Annotated in this window: 16 protein-coding genes; 6 read left to right on the forward strand and 10 right to left on the reverse strand. The window is 65.8% G+C overall.

Features of this window, described 5'->3' with window-relative positions:
- Complete coding sequence (gene pstC, locus VFW69_RS22255) at positions 1–999, forward strand: phosphate ABC transporter permease subunit PstC (protein WP_526504659.1); 999 nt, start codon at positions 1–3, stop codon at positions 997–999.
- Between the two features lie 72 nt (positions 1,000–1,071).
- A complete protein-coding gene (gene pstA, locus VFW69_RS22260; protein WP_526504661.1) occupies positions 1,072–1,974 on the forward strand; it encodes a phosphate ABC transporter permease PstA in 903 nt (300 codons plus the stop codon).
- A 6-nt stretch (positions 1,975–1,980) separates the two neighbouring features.
- Here pstA and ku read toward each other — a convergent pair whose 3' ends face one another.
- The 5 genes from ku to VFW69_RS22285 all read right to left on the reverse strand — a co-directional run bounded on the left by ku (position 1,981) and on the right by VFW69_RS22285 (position 7,698).
- Complete coding sequence (gene ku / locus VFW69_RS22265) at positions 1,981–2,874, reverse strand: non-homologous end joining protein Ku (RefSeq protein ID WP_526504663.1); 894 nt, start codon at positions 2,872–2,874, stop codon at positions 1,981–1,983.
- A gap of 94 nt (positions 2,875–2,968) precedes the next feature.
- Positions 2,969–3,877, reverse strand: a complete 909-nt coding sequence (locus VFW69_RS22270; RefSeq protein WP_526504665.1) for a carbohydrate kinase family protein — start codon at positions 3,875–3,877, stop codon at positions 2,969–2,971.
- The gene (locus VFW69_RS22275) at positions 3,874–5,286 is read right to left on the reverse strand and encodes a mannitol dehydrogenase family protein (RefSeq protein WP_526504667.1); all 1,413 of its coding nucleotides are present in this window, start codon (positions 5,284–5,286) and stop codon (positions 3,874–3,876) included. Before VFW69_RS22275 ends, VFW69_RS22270 begins: the two co-directional genes overlap by 4 nt.
- A gap of 34 nt (positions 5,287–5,320) precedes the next feature.
- Positions 5,321–6,175 (reverse strand): HAD family hydrolase, encoded by an 855-nt coding sequence (locus VFW69_RS22280; protein ID WP_526504669.1) that lies wholly within the window; start codon positions 6,173–6,175, stop codon positions 5,321–5,323.
- The gene (locus tag VFW69_RS22285) at positions 6,172–7,698 is read right to left on the reverse strand and encodes a mannitol dehydrogenase family protein (protein ID WP_526504672.1); all 1,527 of its coding nucleotides are present in this window, start codon (positions 7,696–7,698) and stop codon (positions 6,172–6,174) included. The genes VFW69_RS22280 and VFW69_RS22285 overlap by 4 nt, the downstream gene beginning before the upstream one ends.
- Positions 7,699–7,826: 128 nt before the next feature.
- On the opposite strand from VFW69_RS22285, the gene VFW69_RS22290 reads away from it, so the two are divergent.
- Positions 7,827–10,082: an ATP-dependent DNA ligase gene (locus VFW69_RS22290; RefSeq protein ID WP_526504674.1), complete on the forward strand. Its 2,256-nt coding sequence runs from the start codon at positions 7,827–7,829 to the stop codon at positions 10,080–10,082.
- Positions 10,079–12,019: a fumarylacetoacetate hydrolase family protein gene (locus VFW69_RS22295; protein ID WP_526504676.1), complete on the forward strand. Its 1,941-nt coding sequence runs from the start codon at positions 10,079–10,081 to the stop codon at positions 12,017–12,019. Before VFW69_RS22290 ends, VFW69_RS22295 begins: the two co-directional genes overlap by 4 nt.
- Before the next feature lie 13 nt (positions 12,020–12,032).
- Here the strand turns inward: VFW69_RS22295 and VFW69_RS22300 are convergent, their stop codons facing one another.
- Positions 12,033–12,950 (reverse strand): SAM-dependent methyltransferase, encoded by a 918-nt coding sequence (locus VFW69_RS22300; protein ID WP_526504678.1) that lies wholly within the window; start codon positions 12,948–12,950, stop codon positions 12,033–12,035.
- Between the two features lie 75 nt (positions 12,951–13,025).
- On the opposite strand from VFW69_RS22300, the gene VFW69_RS22305 reads away from it, so the two are divergent.
- Positions 13,026–13,832, forward strand: coding sequence for an enoyl-CoA hydratase/isomerase family protein (locus tag VFW69_RS22305; RefSeq protein WP_526504680.1), 807 nt, complete (start codon positions 13,026–13,028; stop codon positions 13,830–13,832).
- A gap of 3 nt (positions 13,833–13,835) precedes the next feature.
- Here the strand turns inward: VFW69_RS22305 and VFW69_RS22310 are convergent, their stop codons facing one another.
- From VFW69_RS22310 to VFW69_RS22325, 4 genes are all read right to left on the reverse strand, one after another.
- Positions 13,836–14,705: a TIGR03619 family F420-dependent LLM class oxidoreductase gene (locus VFW69_RS22310; RefSeq protein ID WP_526504682.1), complete on the reverse strand. Its 870-nt coding sequence runs from the start codon at positions 14,703–14,705 to the stop codon at positions 13,836–13,838.
- 115 nt (positions 14,706–14,820) lie between these two features.
- On the reverse strand, positions 14,821–15,543 hold the full coding sequence (locus tag VFW69_RS22315; RefSeq protein WP_526504684.1) for an STAS domain-containing protein: 723 nt from the start codon (positions 15,541–15,543) through the stop codon (positions 14,821–14,823).
- Between the two features lie 409 nt (positions 15,544–15,952).
- A complete protein-coding gene (locus tag VFW69_RS22320) occupies positions 15,953–17,191 on the reverse strand; it encodes a DUF4873 domain-containing protein (protein WP_526504686.1) in 1,239 nt (412 codons plus the stop codon).
- Positions 17,188–18,144, reverse strand: a complete 957-nt coding sequence (locus VFW69_RS22325) for a diiron oxygenase (RefSeq protein WP_526504688.1) — start codon at positions 18,142–18,144, stop codon at positions 17,188–17,190. Before VFW69_RS22325 ends, VFW69_RS22320 begins: the two co-directional genes overlap by 4 nt.
- 125 nt (positions 18,145–18,269) lie before the next feature.
- Between VFW69_RS22325 and cobF the strand changes: the two genes are divergently transcribed.
- On the forward strand, positions 18,270–19,016 hold the full coding sequence (cobF, locus tag VFW69_RS22330; protein WP_526504690.1) for a precorrin-6A synthase (deacetylating): 747 nt from the start codon (positions 18,270–18,272) through the stop codon (positions 19,014–19,016).
- Position 19,017 lies beyond the last annotated feature (1 nt).

Below are 19,017 nucleotides of genomic sequence, written 5' to 3' on the forward strand. Positions count from 1 at the left end.
GTGGTCGTGACACGAGGAACAGCAGTCAGCCCGTCGACCACGGAGAAGCCGGCATTAACAGCGCTGAGTGAACACGTGGGGCGGCGGACTGATCGACTGTTCAAGTTGATCGCCGCCGCCGCCGGTTCGATGATCGTTGTCGCCATCGTGTTGATCGCCGTATTCCTGTTGCTGCGTGCCGTCCCATCGTTGCGTGTCAACCACGCGAACTTCTTCACCAGCGCCAAATTCAGCACCAGCGACCCGAACAAGCTCGCGTTCGGTATTAGCGACCTGCTGATGGTCACGGTGCTCAGTTCGCTCAGCGCGCTGGTGCTGGCCGTTCCCGTCGCGGTCGGTATCGCCGTGTTCCTCACCCAGTACGCGCCGAAGCGGCTGGCGCGGCCCTTCGGCGCGGTGGTGGACCTGCTGGCCGCGGTGCCGTCGATCATCTTCGGGCTGTGGGGGATCTTTGTGCTCGCACCCCAGATCGAGCCGGTGGCCGCGTTCCTCAACCGCCACCTGGGTTGGCTGTTCCTGTTCAAGCAGGGCAATGTCTCGCTGGCCGGTGGCGGCACCATCTTCACCGCCGGCGTCGTGCTGTCGGTGATGATCCTGCCCATCGTCACGTCCGTCTCGCGGGAAGTGTTTCGACAGACCCCGCACATCCAGATGGAGGCTGCGCAAGCGCTTGGCGCCACCAAATGGGAGGTCGTGCGGATGACCGTGCTGCCGTTCGGTCGCAGCGGTGTGATCGCGGCTTCGATGCTGGGGTTGGGCCGCGCGCTGGGCGAGACCGTGGCGGTGCTGATCATCTTGCGTTCGGCGGCCCACCCGGGTAATTGGTCGCTGTTCGACGGCGGCTACACGTTCGCCTCGAAGATCGCGTCGGCGGCCGCCGAGTTCAGCGCGCCGCTGCCCACGGGGGCATACATCTCGGCGGGATTCGCGCTGTTCGTCTTGACGTTCGTGGTCAACGCGCTCGCCCGCGCGATCGCCGGCGGCAAGGTCAACGGATGACGCGCTATGAGGAGCGGCGCTCGTGACCCGCGCCGGCGACGATGCAGAGCGAAGCTATGAGGAGCGGCGCTCGTGACCGTTGAAGCGCTGGACCGGCCGGTGAAGGTCGAGGTGTTCAGGCCGCTGAGCTTTCGGCGCCGGATCACCAACAACGCCGCGACGATTTTCTTCCTCGCTTCGTTCTGCATCGCGCTGGTGCCGCTGATCTGGGTGCTGTGGATCGTGGTCGAACGAGGCTGGTACGCCGTCACGCGGTCGGGGTGGTGGACCCACTCGCTGCACGGAATCCTGCCGGAGCAGTTCGCCGGTGGCGTCTACCACGCGCTCTACGGCACGCTGGTACAAGCCGGGGTGGCCGCGGCCCTGGCCGTGCCGCTGGGCCTGATGACCGCGGTCTTCCTGGTGGAATACGGATCCGGGCGCCTGGTGCGGCTGACGACCTTCATGGTCGACGTGCTCGCCGGCGTGCCCTCGATCGTGGCGGCGCTGTTCATCTTCAGCCTCTGGATCGCCACCCTGGGCTTCCAGCAGAGTTCGTTCGCGGTGTCGCTGGCCCTGGTCTTGCTGATGCTGCCGGTGGTGGTGCGCTCCGCCGAGGAGATGCTGCGGCTGGTGCCCGACGAACTGCGCGAAGCCAGCTACGCGCTCGGTGTGTCCAAATGGAAGACCATCGTGCGGATCGTCTTCCCGATCGCGATGCCCGGCATCGTGTCCGGGATCCTGTTGGCCATTGCGCGGGTGATCGGTGAAACCGCGCCGGTGCTGGTGCTGGTCGGCTACAGCCGATCGATCAACCTCGACATCTTCCACGGCAACATGGCGTCACTGCCGCTGCTGATCTACACCGAGCTCACCAACCCCGAACACGCCGGTTTCCTGCGGATCTGGGGTGCGGCGCTGACCCTGATCATCATGGTCGCCGTGATCAACATCGTCGCGGCGCTCACGCGCTTCCTGGCAAGCCGCAGACGCTGACCCGGGTCAGGACTTCGACGCCGCCTTTTTGGCGGCTGTCTTCTTCGCGGGGGCCTTCTTCGCGGGGGCCTTCTTCGCCGTGGCCTTCTTCGCGGGTGCCTTGCCGTTACCGGAACGCGCCTTCACGCTGGCCTCCAACTTGGCGAGCAGGTCCGAGACGTCCTCGGTCGCGTCCAGCTCCTTTGGCTGCTCCTCGGTGGTAAACGCTTCTCCGCCTTCGAGTTTGGCGTCTACCAGCTCTTGTAGCTGCTCCTGGTAGGTGTCGTGGTAGCGGTCGGGATTGAAGTCCTCGGCCATCGACTCCACCACCTGACCGGCCATCTTGAGTTCGGCGGGCTTGATCTCGACTTTCTTGTCCAGGACGGGGAAGTCCGGGTCGCGGATCTCGTCGGGCCACAACAAGGTGTGGATCACCATCACGTCGCGCTTACCGAAGTCCTTGACGCGCAAGGCCGCCAGCCGGGTCTTGTTGCGCAGCGTGAAGTGAACGATCGCCATCCGGTCGGTCTCGGCGAGCGTCTTGGCAAGCAGCACATAGGATTTCGACGATTTGGAGTCGGGCTCCAGGAAGTAGCTGCGGTCGAACAGCATCGGGTCCACCTCGCTGGCCGGCACGAACTCCAGCACTTCGATCTCGCGGCTGCGTTCCTCGGGCAAGGTGGCGATGTCGTCGTCGGTGATGATGACCATCTGACCGTCGTCGGACTCGTAGGCCCGCGCGATGTCACGGTATTCGACGGCTTCGCCGTCCACCTCGCATACGCGCTGGTAACGGATGCGGCCGTTGTCTTTGGCGTGCACCTGGTGGAACTTGATGTCGTGGTCCTGGGTGGCGCTGTACACCTTGACCGGGACGTTCACCAGACCGAACGCGATGGAACCCTTCCAGATGGAGCGCATGCAAGTCAGTATGCCCGTCGGGCCGGTGGCAAAACAGCACGACAGGCCTACGACCTGGGATTCCACCCCGGACTCGACCTATCGGTCCACTCGGCTAACGACGCGAAGCAGCGTCCAGCGCAGCCCGATCCGGCAGGTCAGCTCCCGCGCGAGCGATGGTGAGTGCCGCAGACAGGCTCGCAGCTTCCAGCGCCCTCGTCAGCGCGTCCACGCTGATTCCGCGCAACTCGGTGCGCCGCTCGCCGCCCAACGCTCCCGACTCCCATAGCGCGTCGAGCAGTCCGGCCATGAAGGAGTCGCCGGCGCCGACGGTGTCGACCACGCGCACCGCGCGCGTCGGCACCCGGGCGGCCCCCGCTGCGCAGAATGCCACCGCGCCCCGGTCGGCCATCGTCATCGCCACAATGGCGGGGCCCATCCGCAGCCACGTTTGCGCGATCTGCTCGGGCGGCTGCGTGGGGTCGATCCAGCGCAGGTCTTCCTCGCTGACCTTCACGACGTCGCTGCGTTCGATGAGATGCGCGATGCGCGCGACGGCCAGTTGCCGGTCGGCGATCAGCGACGCCCGTACGTTGGGATCGAAGGTGACTGTGGCCGAGACGCGATAGGTATTGATCAGCGCCGCGACCGCCAGGCAGCCCGGATCCTGCACGGCGGCAATCGATCCGGTATGGACGAACAGCGGCGGGGGGACCGGCGGCGTTCCGGACAGTCGCCAGTCCAGATCGAACACGTAATCGGCGGACCCGTCTTCGGCGATGGTTGACCGCGCAGTCGCCGTACGCTGCGCTGCCCGGCTTTCCGAAACGAGTTGCACCCCTGCGGCTTCGACGTACTCGATGATGCGCCGGCCATACGAGTCGTCGGCGATCGAGGTCAGGAAGTCGACCTCGCGGCCCAGTCGGCCGAGTCCGACAGCGACATTGAGCGGACTGCCACCGACGTGCTCGTCGCTGTCGACGATATCGATCAGCGACTCGCCGATCACCAGCCCGCGGGTCATCGCACCAAAGCCGCCAGTGTCGCCCGAGCTCCCTTGCTGTGCAACGAATCCAGCGCCCAGCGGTACGCCTCGACGAAGCGGGGTTGGTGGGCCAGATCGCAGAACACCGCAGTGACCTCGATGAATGCGGTGGGATTTTCGTGATGCGACCGGGCGATCGGAATGAGCGAGTCAGCCAGCTGGTCCAACACCTCGTACGGCTTACCCCATTCGTCGGTGCCCTCGGCATAGCGGGCCCAGCTGGCCACCGCGGCGGCCGCCAGTTGAACCGGCCCGTCGCTGGCCAGGTTGTCGCAGATGACGGGGAACAACCATTTCGGGATCCGGTCCGACGAGTAGGCGCACAGCCGCGCGACGGTGTCACGTATGGCCGGGTTGGCGAACCGCTCGACCAGCGTGCGTCCATATTCATGCAGGTCGATCCCGGGTACCTGCGGGAGCGTCGGGATGGCCTCGGTGTCGAAGTAGGAGAGCAAGTACTTGGCGAACAACGGATCGCGCGCGGCGTCATGAACGAATTCGAAGCCGCAGAGATGGGCGAAGTAGGCCAGGCACTGATGTCCGGCGTTGAGCAGTCGCAGCTTCATCAGCTCGTACGGGCGCACATCGTCCACCATCAGCACGCCCGATTGTTCGAGCGGTGGCCGGCCATCGGCGAAGTCGTCTTCGATCACCCAGGCGGTGAACGGCTCGGTCACCACCGGCCACCGGTCGTTGACACCGAAGTCGCGCCGCACCTCCTCGGCCATCTCCAAAGTCGTTGCCGGAGTGATCCGATCGACCATCGAACTCGGGAACCGGGCGTGCTCGGCCACCCACTCGGCCAACTCGGGATCCATGCGGTCGGCGCTTGCGAGCACAGTCCGCCTGGCGACCTCACCGTTGTTCTCGATGTTGTCGCAGGAGACGATTGTCGGCGCGTCGATCCCGCGCCGGCGACGCCGGTCCAGCGCCTCGACGATCATCGCGAACGCGGGCCCGTCCGGGTCGCGATAACCGCCCTCGGTGATGGTCAGCGAAATGATCCGGGTGGTCGGTGCCGCCAGCACTTCTAGCGCCGACTCGGGATCATCGGGCGCGTAACGGTAATCGATGATCGAGCCGATCACCTGCGCATCGCGGCTGCCGTCGGGATTTTCCAGGATCAGCGTGTAGAGCCCGTCCTGACCATCAAGGACGTCGCGCATGGTCCAGTCGGCGGGCATCGCCCCCACGCCGCAGATGCCCCACTCGTGCGCCAGGCCCCGCTGCAGCAGCAGGTTGATGTACGCGGCCTGGTGCGCGCGGTGGAAATGACCGGCGCCGATATGCGCGATCCCGACGGTCACCCTGGTGCGGTCGTAGCTGGGCGCGTCGATCGGCAGCGTCGCGAGCGCCGCATTGTTCAGGTTGATTCCGTTAGCCTTCATTGGCCAACTCCTCCCCGGGTCAGGGCCCGGATCGTCACCGGGCTCGGGAACCTCCAGCCGGCATGGCCGATAACAGCAGCACATCCGCGAGAGGGCGCCACGAATCGGTGATCGCGACTGCGCCGGCATCGATCAATTCCGCACGGCGGCAATCCCGTTCGTCAGGTGGCACGAACATCAGGTTGCCGATGGTGGCGTAGCCGGCCGCGACCGCGGACGTCACGCCGGCCACGGAGTCTTCGATGGCCAGCCCTTGTTCCGGGGCGACGCGCAGGACCTGGCCGCAGTGCAGGTACACCGCCGGGTCGGGCTTGCTCGTCGGCACCGGAAGCGAATCCTCCGCGCTGAAAGTCACCGCCTCCGATATGAGCGAGTCGAGGCCGGTGGCGGCGAAGCAGGCACGCAGACGCTTGGTGGCGCTGGAGCTCACGGCCGCGAGCGCGTAGCGGGTCGCGAGGCTTCGCAACGGCTCCAGCACCTCCGGATCAGGGGTCAGGGTGACGGCCAGATGAGCGGTGACCCGCTCGCGCTCCTCGCGCACCCACTGATCGAGTTCGTCGGCGGACAACGCGTTGCCGCTCGCGAGGTCGCCGGCCGACGCGACCACTGCTGCGGGACGGCCCTGCACCAGCGTCTCATCGAGCGGCACTTCGCACTGCACCGCCAGGTCGAGAGCCGTGTTACGGAAGTTTTTCCCGACGGCCCGCTTGCGCAGCTCCTCGCAGCTGAGCGGCGCGGTCACACCGAACCTGGCCAGGAAACGGTTGGTCACCTCCGTCGAGGCGTCGAACGCCGGCCGCTCGGACCCGAACAGGTTGTCATCGGCGTCGCACAGCAAGGTCGTGATCGGCGCCGGGTCGAAGGTGCGCACAACAGTCAGCCCATTCATCGCGACACCAACTCCCACTCGTCGTTGCGCATCGCGTCACGCAGCGTGGGCACCACACCGCGGTCATCGATGTCGGCGATCATGGCGCCTAGGCGCTCGGCAAAACCGGGAACCGCGCGCACCTCGGCGAACATCTCATGCCTCAGCAGCGGATCAGGATTGCTGCTTGCCATATTGGCCAACCTAGCCACTGGTATCGCCTGCGAGTCTTCCAGGCGGAGTGTTCGCCCGTCGAGGTCGTGACCCCGCATGTAACGGGCCCATCCGGCGACGGCCACCATCAGCAGTGTGTGCGGCCGACCCTGCGTGATCGCCTCCTGCAGAGAGGGCAGCACGAAGGTCGCGATCTTGCTGGTTCCGCGTCGGGCCAGCCGCGACAGCTGGTCACTCATCCGTGAATTGCTGAGCCGCTCGAGCAAGGTGCCCCGGTATTCGGGTGTGTTCATTCCGGGCACCGCGGGCAAAAGCGGCTGAATCTCGTCACGCAGGAGCTTGTCGACGTAATCGAAGATGACGGGGTCCCGCATCGCTTCATCGGTGCGCTGGTAGCCCGCCAGAATGGCCAGACACGCGAGCGCGATATGGGTTCCGTTGAGAAGACGGGTTTTGATCAACTTGTGGTCGCTGACATCGGCAACGAATTCGGCACCGACCTCGTCGAGCGGTGGCCGCCCGTTGCTGAACGAATCCTCGATCACCCACTGGCTGTGCGGCTCGGTCACCACCGGCCATCTGTCGGCGACGCCGAACGTCTGCTCGACGAACTTGCGCTCCGATTTGGTGGTTTGCGGGGTGATGCGGTCGACCATGGTCGACGGGAACGCGACGTGCGTGTCGATCCAGCGGGCAAGCCCGGGATCCTTCAACGCGGCGAACGACACCAGCGCGCTTCTCGCCGGCTGGGTGTCGCAGGGAACGTTGTCGCAGCAGAGCACGGTGAACGGCGCGATGCCCGTGCGGCGACGCCGGTCGAGGGCCTCGGCCAGGTATCCCCACGCGGTGGCGTAGCTGCCGGAGGCGACGAGGTCAGCGCGCACGTCGGGGTGCTCGGCGTCGAATTCGTCGGTGACCGGATTCAGGAAGTAGCCGTTGTCGGTGATGGTCAGGCTGACGATGCGGGTTTGCGGATCTGCCAGGGCGGCTCGAACCGCCGCGCCGTCGTTCGGCGCGTAATGAACGGAGCCGATCGAGCCGACCACGCGGGCGGTTTGGCGGTCGTGGCCGCGCTGTACGACGGTGTACAGCCCGTCTTGGGCCGACAGCAGGTGCTTGACGTCGGGGGAATGGAGGCTGACGCTGGTCACCCCCCAGCGTCCTGAGATGCCCGAGCGGGCCAGGTCGTCGAAGTAGACGGCTTGGTGCGCGCGGTGGAAGTTGCCCGCGCCGATGTGGACGACTCCTCGACCGAGGGCCGACCGGTCGTACGTCGGAACGTCGACTCGTCGCGAATGCAGTCGTAGTGTCGCGTCGCTGAGTGGGACGCCGCCTCTTGGACGCCAGGGGGAGGGGATGACATCAAACATCGTGTTCCTGTGCCCCGAACCGTCCGGAGGTATACGCGTCCGTGGGTCTTGTCACAAAATGAATCGACGGTCGCGCAATTAGCGGTGGTCACAGCGGTTAACACGCGCGAAACGCGTAGGTTGACAACATGGCACCGCGGGTGAAACTGACCAACGCCGAGAAGGTCCTGTATCCCGCCACCGGAACCACGAAGAGCGAGATCTTCGACTACTACACGCGCGTCGCCGAGGTGATGATCCCGCACATCGCCGGGCGTCCGGCGACGCGCAAGCGCTGGCCCAACGGCGTCGACGAAGAATCGTTCTTCGAAAAACAACTGGCCTCGTCGGCGCCCGACTGGCTGCCGCGCGCCAGCGTGACCCACCGATCCGGAACGACGACGTATCCGGTCATCGACAGCGTCGACGGGCTGGCCTGGATCGCCCAGCAGGCCGCGCTGGAGGTCCACGTGCCGCAGTGGCGCTTCGTCGCCGAGTGGACCCGCAGCCGGGCCGAGGAATTGAAACCCGGCCCGGCGACTCGCCTGGTGTTCGACCTCGATCCGGGCGAAGACGTCACGATGGCGCAGCTGGCCGAGGTGGCGCGCGCCGTCCGCGAATTGATCACCGGAATCGGGCTGACGACGTATCCGCTCACCAGCGGCAGCAAGGGCCTGCACCTCTACACGCCGCTGCAGGAGCCGGTGAGCAGTAAGGGCGCCACGGTATTGGCCAAACGCGTTGCACAACAACTGGAAAAGACGATGCCCGCACTGGTGACGTCGACCATGACCAAGAGCCTGCGGGCCGGAAAGATCTTTCTGGACTGGAGTCAGAACAACGGCGCCAAGACGACCATCGCGCCGTACTCGATGCGCGGACGTGAACAACCCACGGTCGCGGCGCCGCGCACCTGGGAGGAACTCGACGACCCATCGCTGCGCCAGCTGCGTTACGACGAAGTACTGGACCGGGTCGCCCGCGACGGCGATCTGCTGGCACCGCTGGACGAGGATGCACCGGTGCCGGATCGCCTGAGTAAATACCGCAGCATGCGCGACGCGTCGAAGACCCCCGAGCCGGTCCCGGTAGCGAAACCCGATACAGGACAAGGGAATAGCTTCGTCATCCAAGAACACCACGCCCGTCGGCTGCACTACGACTTCCGGCTGGAACGAGACGGTGTGCTGGTGTCGTGGGCGGTGCCGAAGAACCTGCCCGAATCCACCTCGGTGAACCACCTGGCGGTCCACACCGAGGACCACCCGCTGGAATACGGCGGATTCGAGGGCAGCATTCCCAAAGGGGAGTACGGCGCGGGGAAGGTGATCATCTGGGACTCCGGAACCTACGAGGCCGAGAAGTTCCGTGCCGACGAAGTCATCGTCAATCTGCACGGCAGCAAGATCTCCGGACGCTATGCACTGATTCAGACCAACGGGGACCAGTGGCTGGCGCACCGGATGAAGGACCAGAAGGTCTTCGAGTTCGACACGATCGCGCCCATGCTGGCCACCCACGGTTCGGTGACGGCGCTCAAGGCAGGCCAATGGGCGTTCGAAGGCAAATGGGATGGCTACCGGCTTTTGATCGAGGTCGACCACGGCGCCATCCGGGTGCGGTCTCGGCGCGGCCGCGAAGTCACTGGCGAATATCCCGAATTGCGTTCGCTGGCAGAAGATCTCGACGAGCACCACGTGATCCTCGACGGCGAGGCCGTCGTCCTGGACTCTTCGGGTGTGCCCAACTTCCACGAGATGCAGAACCGTGGCCGAGGCTCGCGCGTCGAATTCTGGGCGTTCGACGTGTTGTACCTCGACGGCCGCTCGCTGCTGCGGGCCAGCTACCGGGACCGGCGAAAGGTGCTGGAAACACTGGGCGCCGGGACCGATCTCATCGTTCCCGAGCTGCTGCCCGGAGACGGCGCACAAGCGCTGGAACACTCCGGCAAGCGCGGCTGGGAGGGGGTGATCGCCAAGCGGCGTGACTCCACCTACCAGCCCGGCCGGCGCTCGTCGTCGTGGATCAAGGACAAGCACTGGAACACCCAGGAGGTCGTGATCGGCGGCTGGAAGGCCGGGGAAGGCGGACGCACCAGCGGCATCGGCTCACTGCTGATGGGCATCCCCACCGCCGACGGTCTGCACTTCGCGGGTCGCGTCGGTACCGGGTTCACCGAACGCGACCTCGCCAACTTGAAGAAGACGCTGGCGCCGCTGCACACCGACGAATCCCCGTTCCACCCAACGCTGCCCCGGAGCGAAGCCCGGGGCGTGACGTATGTGGAGCCGGTTCTGGTCGGGGAGGTTCGCTACAGCGAGTGGACCCCGGATAACCGGCTACGCCAATCGAGTTGGCGGGGACTGCGGCCGGACAAGGAAGCGAGTGAGGTGGTACGCGAGTGAAATGGGTTACCTACCAAAGTGATGACGGCGAGCGCGTCGGGGTCCTCTCCGGCGACACGATCTATGCGATGCCGCCGGGAGCGACGCTGCTCGATCTGATCTCGCGGGGCTCTGAGGGATTGCGGCAAGCGGGGGAGGAGGCGCAGCGCTCCCCGGCGGCGGCGGTGCCTGTCGCCGATGTGCGATTGCTGGCGCCCATTCCGCGTCCGCCGTCGATCCGCGATTCCCTGTGCTTCCTCGACCACATGCGCAACTGCCAAGCAGCGCTGGGCGCCGGGCGCGTGCTCGCCGACACCTGGTATCGCATTCCCGCGTTTTACTTCGCCTGTCCGACAACCGTTTTAGGCCCCTACGACGACGCGCCGACGGCACCCGGAAGCGCTTGGCAGGACTTCGAATTGGAGATCGCGGCGGTGATCGGAACGGGCGGAAAGGATCTCACCGTTGAGCAGGCCGAACAGACGATCATCGGCTACACCATCTTCAACGACTGGTCCGCGCGCGACCTGCAGCAGATGGAAAGCCAGCTGGGAATCGGACAGGGCAAGGGCAAAGACAGCGGGGTGACGCTGGGCCCCTACCTGGTGACTCCCGACGAGCTCGAGCCCTACCGCCGCGACGCCAAACTGGACCTGCAGGTCACCGCCCTGGTCAACGACACCCTCATCGGTTCGGGGTCGACGGCCCAGATGGACTGGACCTTCGGCGAAGTCATCTCCTACGCATCGCGCGGCGTCACTCTCAATCCCGGCGACGTCATCGGTTCCGGGACGGTGCCGACCTGCACGCTGGTCGAGCACCTCAATCCCACAGCGCTGGAATCATTTCCCGGCTGGCTGCACGACGGCGACATCGTCACGCTGCAGGTCCAGGGTCTGGGGGAGACCCGGCAAACCGTCCGCTCGAGCAGCGCGCCACACGCATTGGCCGCGCGACCCAATCCGGATGCCGCGCCCGCCGCGCAGCGGGTCAACCGGGCATCGGCCCGGGTGCCCTACACCCGAGGGCTGCATCAGGTCGCCGACCGGGTGTGGGCATGGACGCTGCCGGACGGGGGTTACGGATGGAGCAACGCCGGGCTGATAGCCGGCGAGCGCGCGTCCCTGTTGGTGGACACCCTGTTCGACCTGGCACTGACGCACGAGATGCTCACCGCGATGCGGACCATCACCGGGTCGGCTCCCATCACCGACGCGGTGATCACCCACTCCAACGGCGACCACACCCACGGCAACCAGCTGCTGGACGCGTCGGTGCGCATCATCGCGGCGCGCGGCACCGCCGAGGAAATCGAGCACGGGATGGCGCCCGAGATGCTGGCCATGGCGCAAACCGCCAACCTCGGGCCGGTGGCTACCCCGTACACGCGAGAACGCTTCGGGCACTTCGACTTCAGCAACATCACGTTGCGCAACGCCGACCAGACCTTCGAGCGCAACCTGCGCGTCGAGGTCGGCGGGCGGCGGATCGACGTGTTGAATCTGGGCCCCGCGCACACCGCCGCCGACTCGGTGGTGCACGTGCCCGACGCGGGGGTGCTGTTCGGCGGCGACCTGCTGTTCATCGGCTGCACCCCGATCGTGTGGGCGGGCCCTATCGCCAACTGGGTCGCGGCGTGCGACGCGATGATCGCGCTGGACGCCCCGACAGTGGTCCCCGGCCATGGTCCAATCACCGATCCGGATGGAATCCGTGCGGTGCGTGGTTATCTCTTGCACGTTGCCGAACAGTCCGACGTCGCGTACCGCCAGGGGCTGTCGTGGGCCGAGGCCGCCGACACGATCGACCTCGGCGAGTACGCGACATGGCTGGACGCCGAGCGCGTCGTCGTCAACGTCTATCAGCGATACCGCGAACTGGATCCGCAGACACCGCAATTGGAGGTCATGGCCCTGCTGGTGATGCAGGCCGAATGGCTGGCCAAACGGTCCGCGTGACCACTGGCGGTGGCTAGAGCCGCACCGCCGTGACGAAGCTGATCGTGTCTGCAGGGACTTGGTGCTCGGCTTCGCCTAATTCCGGTAGGCCCGCTGCGGAAAACAGTTCGGCGAGATGGAATTTGGTGGTCTGCCACCCGTTGTTGTGCAAATGCGCGGCGACATCCGTGTGCTCGCCCGGGTAGGTCAACGCGGTGATGTCCAGATCGAGGCCCTGGCGCCGCCAACCCTCAGCCATGCGCCTGGATTGTTCCAGCGCCTCCGGCGACGTCCCGGCGACCGCTCCGTAATCGGCGGCGAACCGGCTGCCCTCGCTGGACAACGGAATGATGGCGTCCAGCAACCGAACTTCGGCCTCGGGCGGAAGAAATCCGATCAGCACGCCCTCGGCGAGCCACGCCGTCCGCTCAGCCGGGTCAAATCCCGCCGCCTGCAGGGCCGCCGGCCAGTCTTCGCGCAAATCGATTCCCACGGTGCGGAGTTCGGTGGTTGGGGCCGCGCCGAATTCGGCCAGTGTGGCTGTCTTGAATGCGATCACCTCCGGCTGATCGATCTCGTACACGGTCGTCCCGACCGGCCACCGCAGCCGGTAGGCGCGCGAGTCCAGACCCGATGCCACGATCACCACCTGGCGCAGGCCCGCCTTGCCGGCCGCGGCGAAATAGTCGTCGTAAAACAGGGCCCGGGCGGCGAACGTGTCGACAAACCGCGAAAATCCGACGTCCTTTTCGATGTCGTCGGAATCGACTTCGCCGGTCGCCAAGTTGGTGAACAGGTCCAGCCCCACGGCACGCACCAGCGGTTCGGCGAACTCATCGGTGATCACCGGTTGTGGGCTTCTGGTCGCCGCCGCCCGGGCCGCGGCCACCATGGTGGCGGTGGCGCCCACGCTGTTGGCCAGGTCCCAAGTGTCATCTTCGGTTCGTGCCATGACTTCTCCTTCGATGTGGTGGCAAAACTACGGTATGCCTCGTCGGTAAATGGCCATGTCGCCTACGGTTCCCCTATGCCTGCAGTGACACTGGAAGCTCTCGAAGACAACATCGCCTGCATCACCCTGAACCGGCCGGAGCGCCTCAACGCCATCGATGGGTCGTTGATCAACGGCGTCCACGAGGCCCTGGACGTGTTGGACAACGGTGAGTACCGGGTGGCGATCCTGACCGGTGCCGGGCGCGGATTCTGCGCCGGCGCCGATTTGAGCGGCACCGGGGAGCCGTGGACGCAGAACAAGTCGACCACGCCCGCGTTCAAGGTCAACTACGACTCCCAGGTCCGGTTGGCCAACCTGTACACCCGGATCTACGACATGGACATTCCGGTGATCGGCGCTGTCAACGGTGTCGCTGTCGGGGGTGGCCTGGCGTTCTCGTTGGTCTGCGATATCCGGGTCGCCTCTGAGCAGGCCCGGTTCGGTTCGGTGTTCATCAAGGCGGGCTTCTCGTCGATGGACATGGGCACCAGCTACCTGCTGCCGAAGATCGTCGGCGCCGGGGTGGCGCGCGAACTCATGCTCACCGGTCGCATCATCGACGCGGCCGAGGCCTATCGCATCAAGCTGGTGCATGAGGTCGTCGCCCCCGATGAGCTGGTGCCGGCCGCGCTCAAGCTGGCCCGCTCGATCGCCGAGAACAACGCATACGGCGTGTGGCAGACCAAGATTGGCCTCAACGCCGCATTGGACGCCCCCAGCCTGCGCCATGCCATCGAGATCGAGAACCGCACCCAGATCCTCAGCGGCTTCACGAACAACCCGGTCGAGGCCGCCATGGCGCACCGGGAGAAGCGCGCCCCGAAATGGGATGTGCTGTAACGCTTAGATTTTCGACATCACTTTCTCGGCATACCGTTCCAGGTGGCGGATTTTTTTCTCCAGCGGTTCGGTATCAGGCCCCTTGATGTAGGGGTACCGAAAGCCCACAATGGCGTCAGTAACGCCCTTGTCCTCGAGGCGCTTGATGCCGTCAACGGTGTAGGCGTCCATTGAGATCACATGGATCTCGAAGGGGCCGGTCTTGCCCTCTTCCTCGCGATACTTCTTGACGCGGGCGATGAGTCGGTCGAGTTCTTCCGGGTCGGTACCGCCGCCGTGCATCCAGCCGTCCAGGCGCGCTGCGCGCCGGAGCGCCGCATCGGCGTGGCCGCCGACCAGGATCGGGATCGGCTGGGTGGGGGCCGGGGTCATCTTGGTCTTGGGGATGTCGTAGAACTCGCCGTGGAATTCGAAGTATTCGCCCGTGGTGAGGCCTTGCACGATCTCGAGACACTCGTCCATCCGCTTGCCGCGCTTGGTAAACGGGATGCCCATCAGCTCGTAGTCCTCTGGCCACGGGCTGGTGCCGACGCCGAGCCCCAACCGGTTGCCGGTCAGCGCGGCCAGCGAACTCGCCTGCTTGGCCGTCAGTGCCGGATGCCGGACGGGCAGCTTGAGGACGAAGAAGTTGAACCGCAGGTTTGTCGTCACCGCGCCCAACGCCGCCGTCAGCACGAAGGCCTCGACGATTTCCTTGCCGTCGAGGAACTCGCGGTTGCCATCGGGCGTGTACGGATACTTTGAGTCGGACTCGAAGGGGTACGCGATGCTGTCGGCGATCGTCATGCTGTGGTAGCCGGCCTGGTCGGCCGCCTTGGCCAGCGGGATGTAAAACGAAGGGTCGGTCAGTGACTCCGCAAAGCTGAACCGCACGTCATCTACCTTCCGTCAACGGGCACTAACACGACATTAGAACGTGTTCTAGTTTCAGCACAACCGGCAGATGGGCGCGACGATGATTCGGTCGTCGACTGGAGCAGGTTTCCGACTAAAGCTGGTTCTCGGGGCCGATGACCGCCCATACCGTCTTGCCGGACGAGGTAGGGGTGCTGCCCCACGCTCGGGACAACGCGTCGACGATCGCCAGCCCGGACACGTCGATGCCCTTGTTCGGCGACGGCAGTCGCACCGCGGGCGTGTTGCTCGCGTCCGACACCGCGATGGTCGCGGTGGTGCCTTGCGCTTCGATTCGCACCGCCGGAACGCTGGCGGTGTGTTCCAGCACATTCTCGACGAACACGTTGACCACCACCAACGCCACCGGAATGAGCTTGGACTGCGACCAGGTGGTGAGCCATTCGCGAACCAGGCGTCGTGACTCGCGCAGGCTGGTCAGGTCGGCGGGCAGCTGAACGTCGGTGCGCCGCATCGGGCGACGGCTGTTCTGGCCGAGTGCCTTGAACGCGGCCTTCTCGCTCGAATAGATGGGCATGAAGTGGCTGACACCGCTACTGGTGATCGCTTCGCGGGCCGCCCGGTTGGTGCAGACCAACACGATCGGAATGTGGGGGACGCTGCCGATTTGCCAGTACGCGCCCAGGAAGGCCGACCATGCCGATTCGGTGTGCACCTTGAGCCCGGAGACGTTGACGATCACGGCGGCGGCATCGTCCAGCGTGGCCTTGAGGATCCGTTCGCGAAGTGGGGTCTCGTGGGCGGCATCAAGCTCACCGTCGACGGTCAGAACGGCAACCGAGTCATCCGTCCGCATTGCAACGGCCACCGGGCTCATCCCAGCTCGGTCCTGACGTCCGGTTCCATTTCCCGCTCCTCGCATTCTGCCGGGCCGACTGCTTGAGTATCCGCTCTCAGCGGCAAAAGTCTAATTCGCGGGCCAGCGGCCTCAATACCGCAGGAAACCGCAGGCTGAGATCGGGATCCCGGGAAATCCCCAACGCAAGCTCGCAACGAAAGCACCTTGCGCCCTCCACCGTCAGGAAGTCGACCACACCACCCCAACACGCCATGGAGTCCAACGCCCAGCACGCGCTTTCTTCGGGGTTACCACACGGTGAGTGCCGCCAAACTTTTCGGTATGTCGGGTAATCAGGGCGTTAATCTGCGCAAAAGCCCCGACGCGCGCGCCGCGCGTCAGCCGGCACGACGGCGCACATATCGGCTCAGTGGTTGCTCGGTGCGTAGGGGGGAGCGCCCACTCCGACGACCGAGTGCGTCCCCCACGGTGTTTGTTCGACGATGCGTGCCGGCGCGCTGGACTCACCGACGGTCAGCGTGCCGGTCCGCGCTTGCTTGAGGATGTCGCCGGACAGGGGTTCCGACGGGGAAGCGAACACCGTTCCCTGCCAGTGGTAGTGGCCGTCGATCGGGTCCAGGTGACCGGTGAGCCGGACCCGCACCGAGTGGCGGGTGCCCGCGATTTCCAGCGTGGCGACGCCGTCGTAGGCGTCATCACCGGAGGGCGCGCTGGCCGAGAGATCGAAGGCGGATGCCACCGGGGGCGGCTCGGCCGCTCGCAACTGGGCTCGCTCGTTGAACACCTGCTGGCTGCTGGCACGCACCTCGATGCGGCCACTGGCGGTGCGTCGCATGGCTTTCAGGCACTCGGCGACGTAGCGCGCCTGCGCGTCCGGATCGGGTCCGGTGATGAAGAAGTAGTTGGGAAACCCGCAAACGGCCACTCCGTAGAACGGCTCCATGCCGTCGTGCCACGCCTGCCGGATGGTCAGGCCGGCCGCGCCGACCAAGGTCTGGTCGGCGAAGTCCTCAGGGACGAAGAAGCCGGTGCCGTAGATGATGGCGTCGACGCGATGGTCGACGCCATCGACCGTCCGCACGCCCGACGCGGTCACCGCCTCGATCGCTGACGGGGCGATCGTCATCGGGGGGCGGCAGCGCGGCCGGGTGCGGCGGAACAGCCAGCGTGCGGCGCGGGTGGACCACAGCGGGATGTCGGTCACGATGCGACGCGGTGCGTGGGCGAACACGATGACGGATGCGCCTGCCTGGGCCAGCGGCGCGAGACGGTGGCCGGCCGCGGTGTCGGTGCCGACCACCGCGATGTGCTTGCCGGACGGATCGAATCCGGAATCCCATGCCGCGGCGTGAAACGACGCTCCGCCGAACTCATCGCGCCCGGGTAAGCGGGGCAGCCAGGGTCGCTGGACCGGACGGTCAGCGGCGAGGAGAACATCGGCCCGGATTTGTCCGCCATCAGCCGCGGTCAACAGCCAGGTGTCGGATTCGTCGTCAAAGCGCGCATGTCGGCCGGGCGCGTCCAGCATTACCAGGTCGGTGAAACCGGCTGCCAGCAATGCGGTTTGGGCACTCCGGCCGCAGGCGCCCGCACCGACGACGGCGATGTGACAGCGGTGTTCGGTGCGGTCACGCGGCTGCGTCACAGAAACCTGCTGCGCTTCCAGCCGCGGCGTGCGATCGACCCCATCAGGCCGGCCTCGGTCAAAAACGCCGCCAGTGGAGCGAAGCCGGCAACCTGCACGTCGCGCCGATGCGGACTGGTGCGCGCGACCGCTCGGGCCCGCTTGGGATCGAGACCCGCTCGCGCGTAAGGGACGGGGTTGCTGAACAGGTAGTTGAAAAAGTAGCCGCCCAGACCGTTGATGTTGGCCATGAACCAGCGGTTGAACCGGGGCATCTCGACGACGCGCTTGCGGGCGCCGTCCCGCGCGAACTGAATGTGGCGCGCCTCTTCGGTGACGTGAATACGCATGAGTCGCTGGATGATTGGCTGCAGCTCCGGATCGTCCATCATCTGCCGCTGCAGCGAGTCGAAGATCTCCTCACCGATCAGTGCGGCCACCCAGAGCATCGAGCCGCGCTGAAACGCCAGCGGCAGGAAATTGATGATCATCCTGTGGAACAGCCTGGGGCGCACCGGCTTGGCGCCGATGCGTTCGATGGCCTTGCCGAACATGACCATGTGCCGGGTCTCGTCGCCCAGTTCGGTCAGCTTGTAATGCGTCGACTTGCTGGTCGGGTCCTCGTGCAGGATCGTGCGCAGCAACGATTGGTTGAGCATGTTCTCGAACCAGATCCCGGCCGACAAGGTGTTGACCAGTTCCTGGCGGGACAGCTCGATTTGTTGCACGCGGGTCATCTCGTCCCACAACGGCGTGCCGTAGAGCGACACCAGCCGGGGCGGCAGGTAGAACTTGTCCGGGTCCAGCGGGGCGTCCCAATCGATGTCGACGACGGGCTCGTAAGACTTCTTGACCGAGCCCTTCAGCAATCGGTCCGAGAACTCTTCACGACTCGGCCCACTTGGCTTCACCACGGCGGTCTTGGCGCCGCTGCTCCTCATCGCTTCGCTCTGCGTCGTCTCGGCGCGGGTCATCGCTGGTGTCCCTCCATTGGGTACTTCAGACGGTACCCATGGTACTGGGTACTTGCGGTCCCGGCTAGATGCTGAAGGTTGCGATTCGGCAATCTGACGGGCAACCAGCATCAGGAGGCGACGTAGTGGGCCGGCACATCCACGTCATCGGCATCGGTGCCGGCGATCCCGCCTACGTGACCATGCAGGCGATCGAGGCGCTCAACGACACACAGGTGTTTTTCGCGATGGACAAGGGCGAGCAGAAGAGCGACCTGGTGGCGCTGCGACGCGAGATCTGCGGCCGCTTCATTCGTGAGCCGGGCTACCGCTTCGTCGAGCTACCCGACCCGACAAGGACAGCTGATGCCGACTACCGGGGCGCGGTTGCGGATTGGCACGCCGCCCGCGCGGCTATCTGGGCCGACGCCATCTCCGCCGAACTGGGTCTGCATGGCGTCGGTGGGTTTTTGGCGTGGGGCGATCCGTCGCTTTACGACAGCACTTTGCGCATCCTCGACGCGGTGGCCACGCGGGTCGACTTCACGTTCGACGTCATCCCGGGCATCACCGCGGTGCAGGCGCTGACCGCGCGGCACCGGATCCCGCTCAACCAGGTCGGCGAACCCGTTCTGATCACGACGGGAAGGCAACTTCGCATCGACGGGCCGGCCCCGGGATCTGCCGTCGTAATGCTCGACGCCGACTGCTCGTTCCAGGTCTGTCCGCCCGAAACGCGAATCTGGTGGGGCGCCTACCTCGGGACCGACGACGAACTGCTCATCGCGGGCACCGTAGGCGAGGCGGGACCCCGCATCGTTTCGCTGCGAGCCGAAGCCCGCGCCCGGCACGGCTGGATCATGGACACCTATTTGCTCAGACCGGCACACTGAA

The sequence above is a fragment of the Mycobacterium sp. genome (assembly GCF_036273375.1).
Taxonomy (GTDB): domain Bacteria; phylum Actinomycetota; class Actinomycetes; order Mycobacteriales; family Mycobacteriaceae; genus Mycobacterium.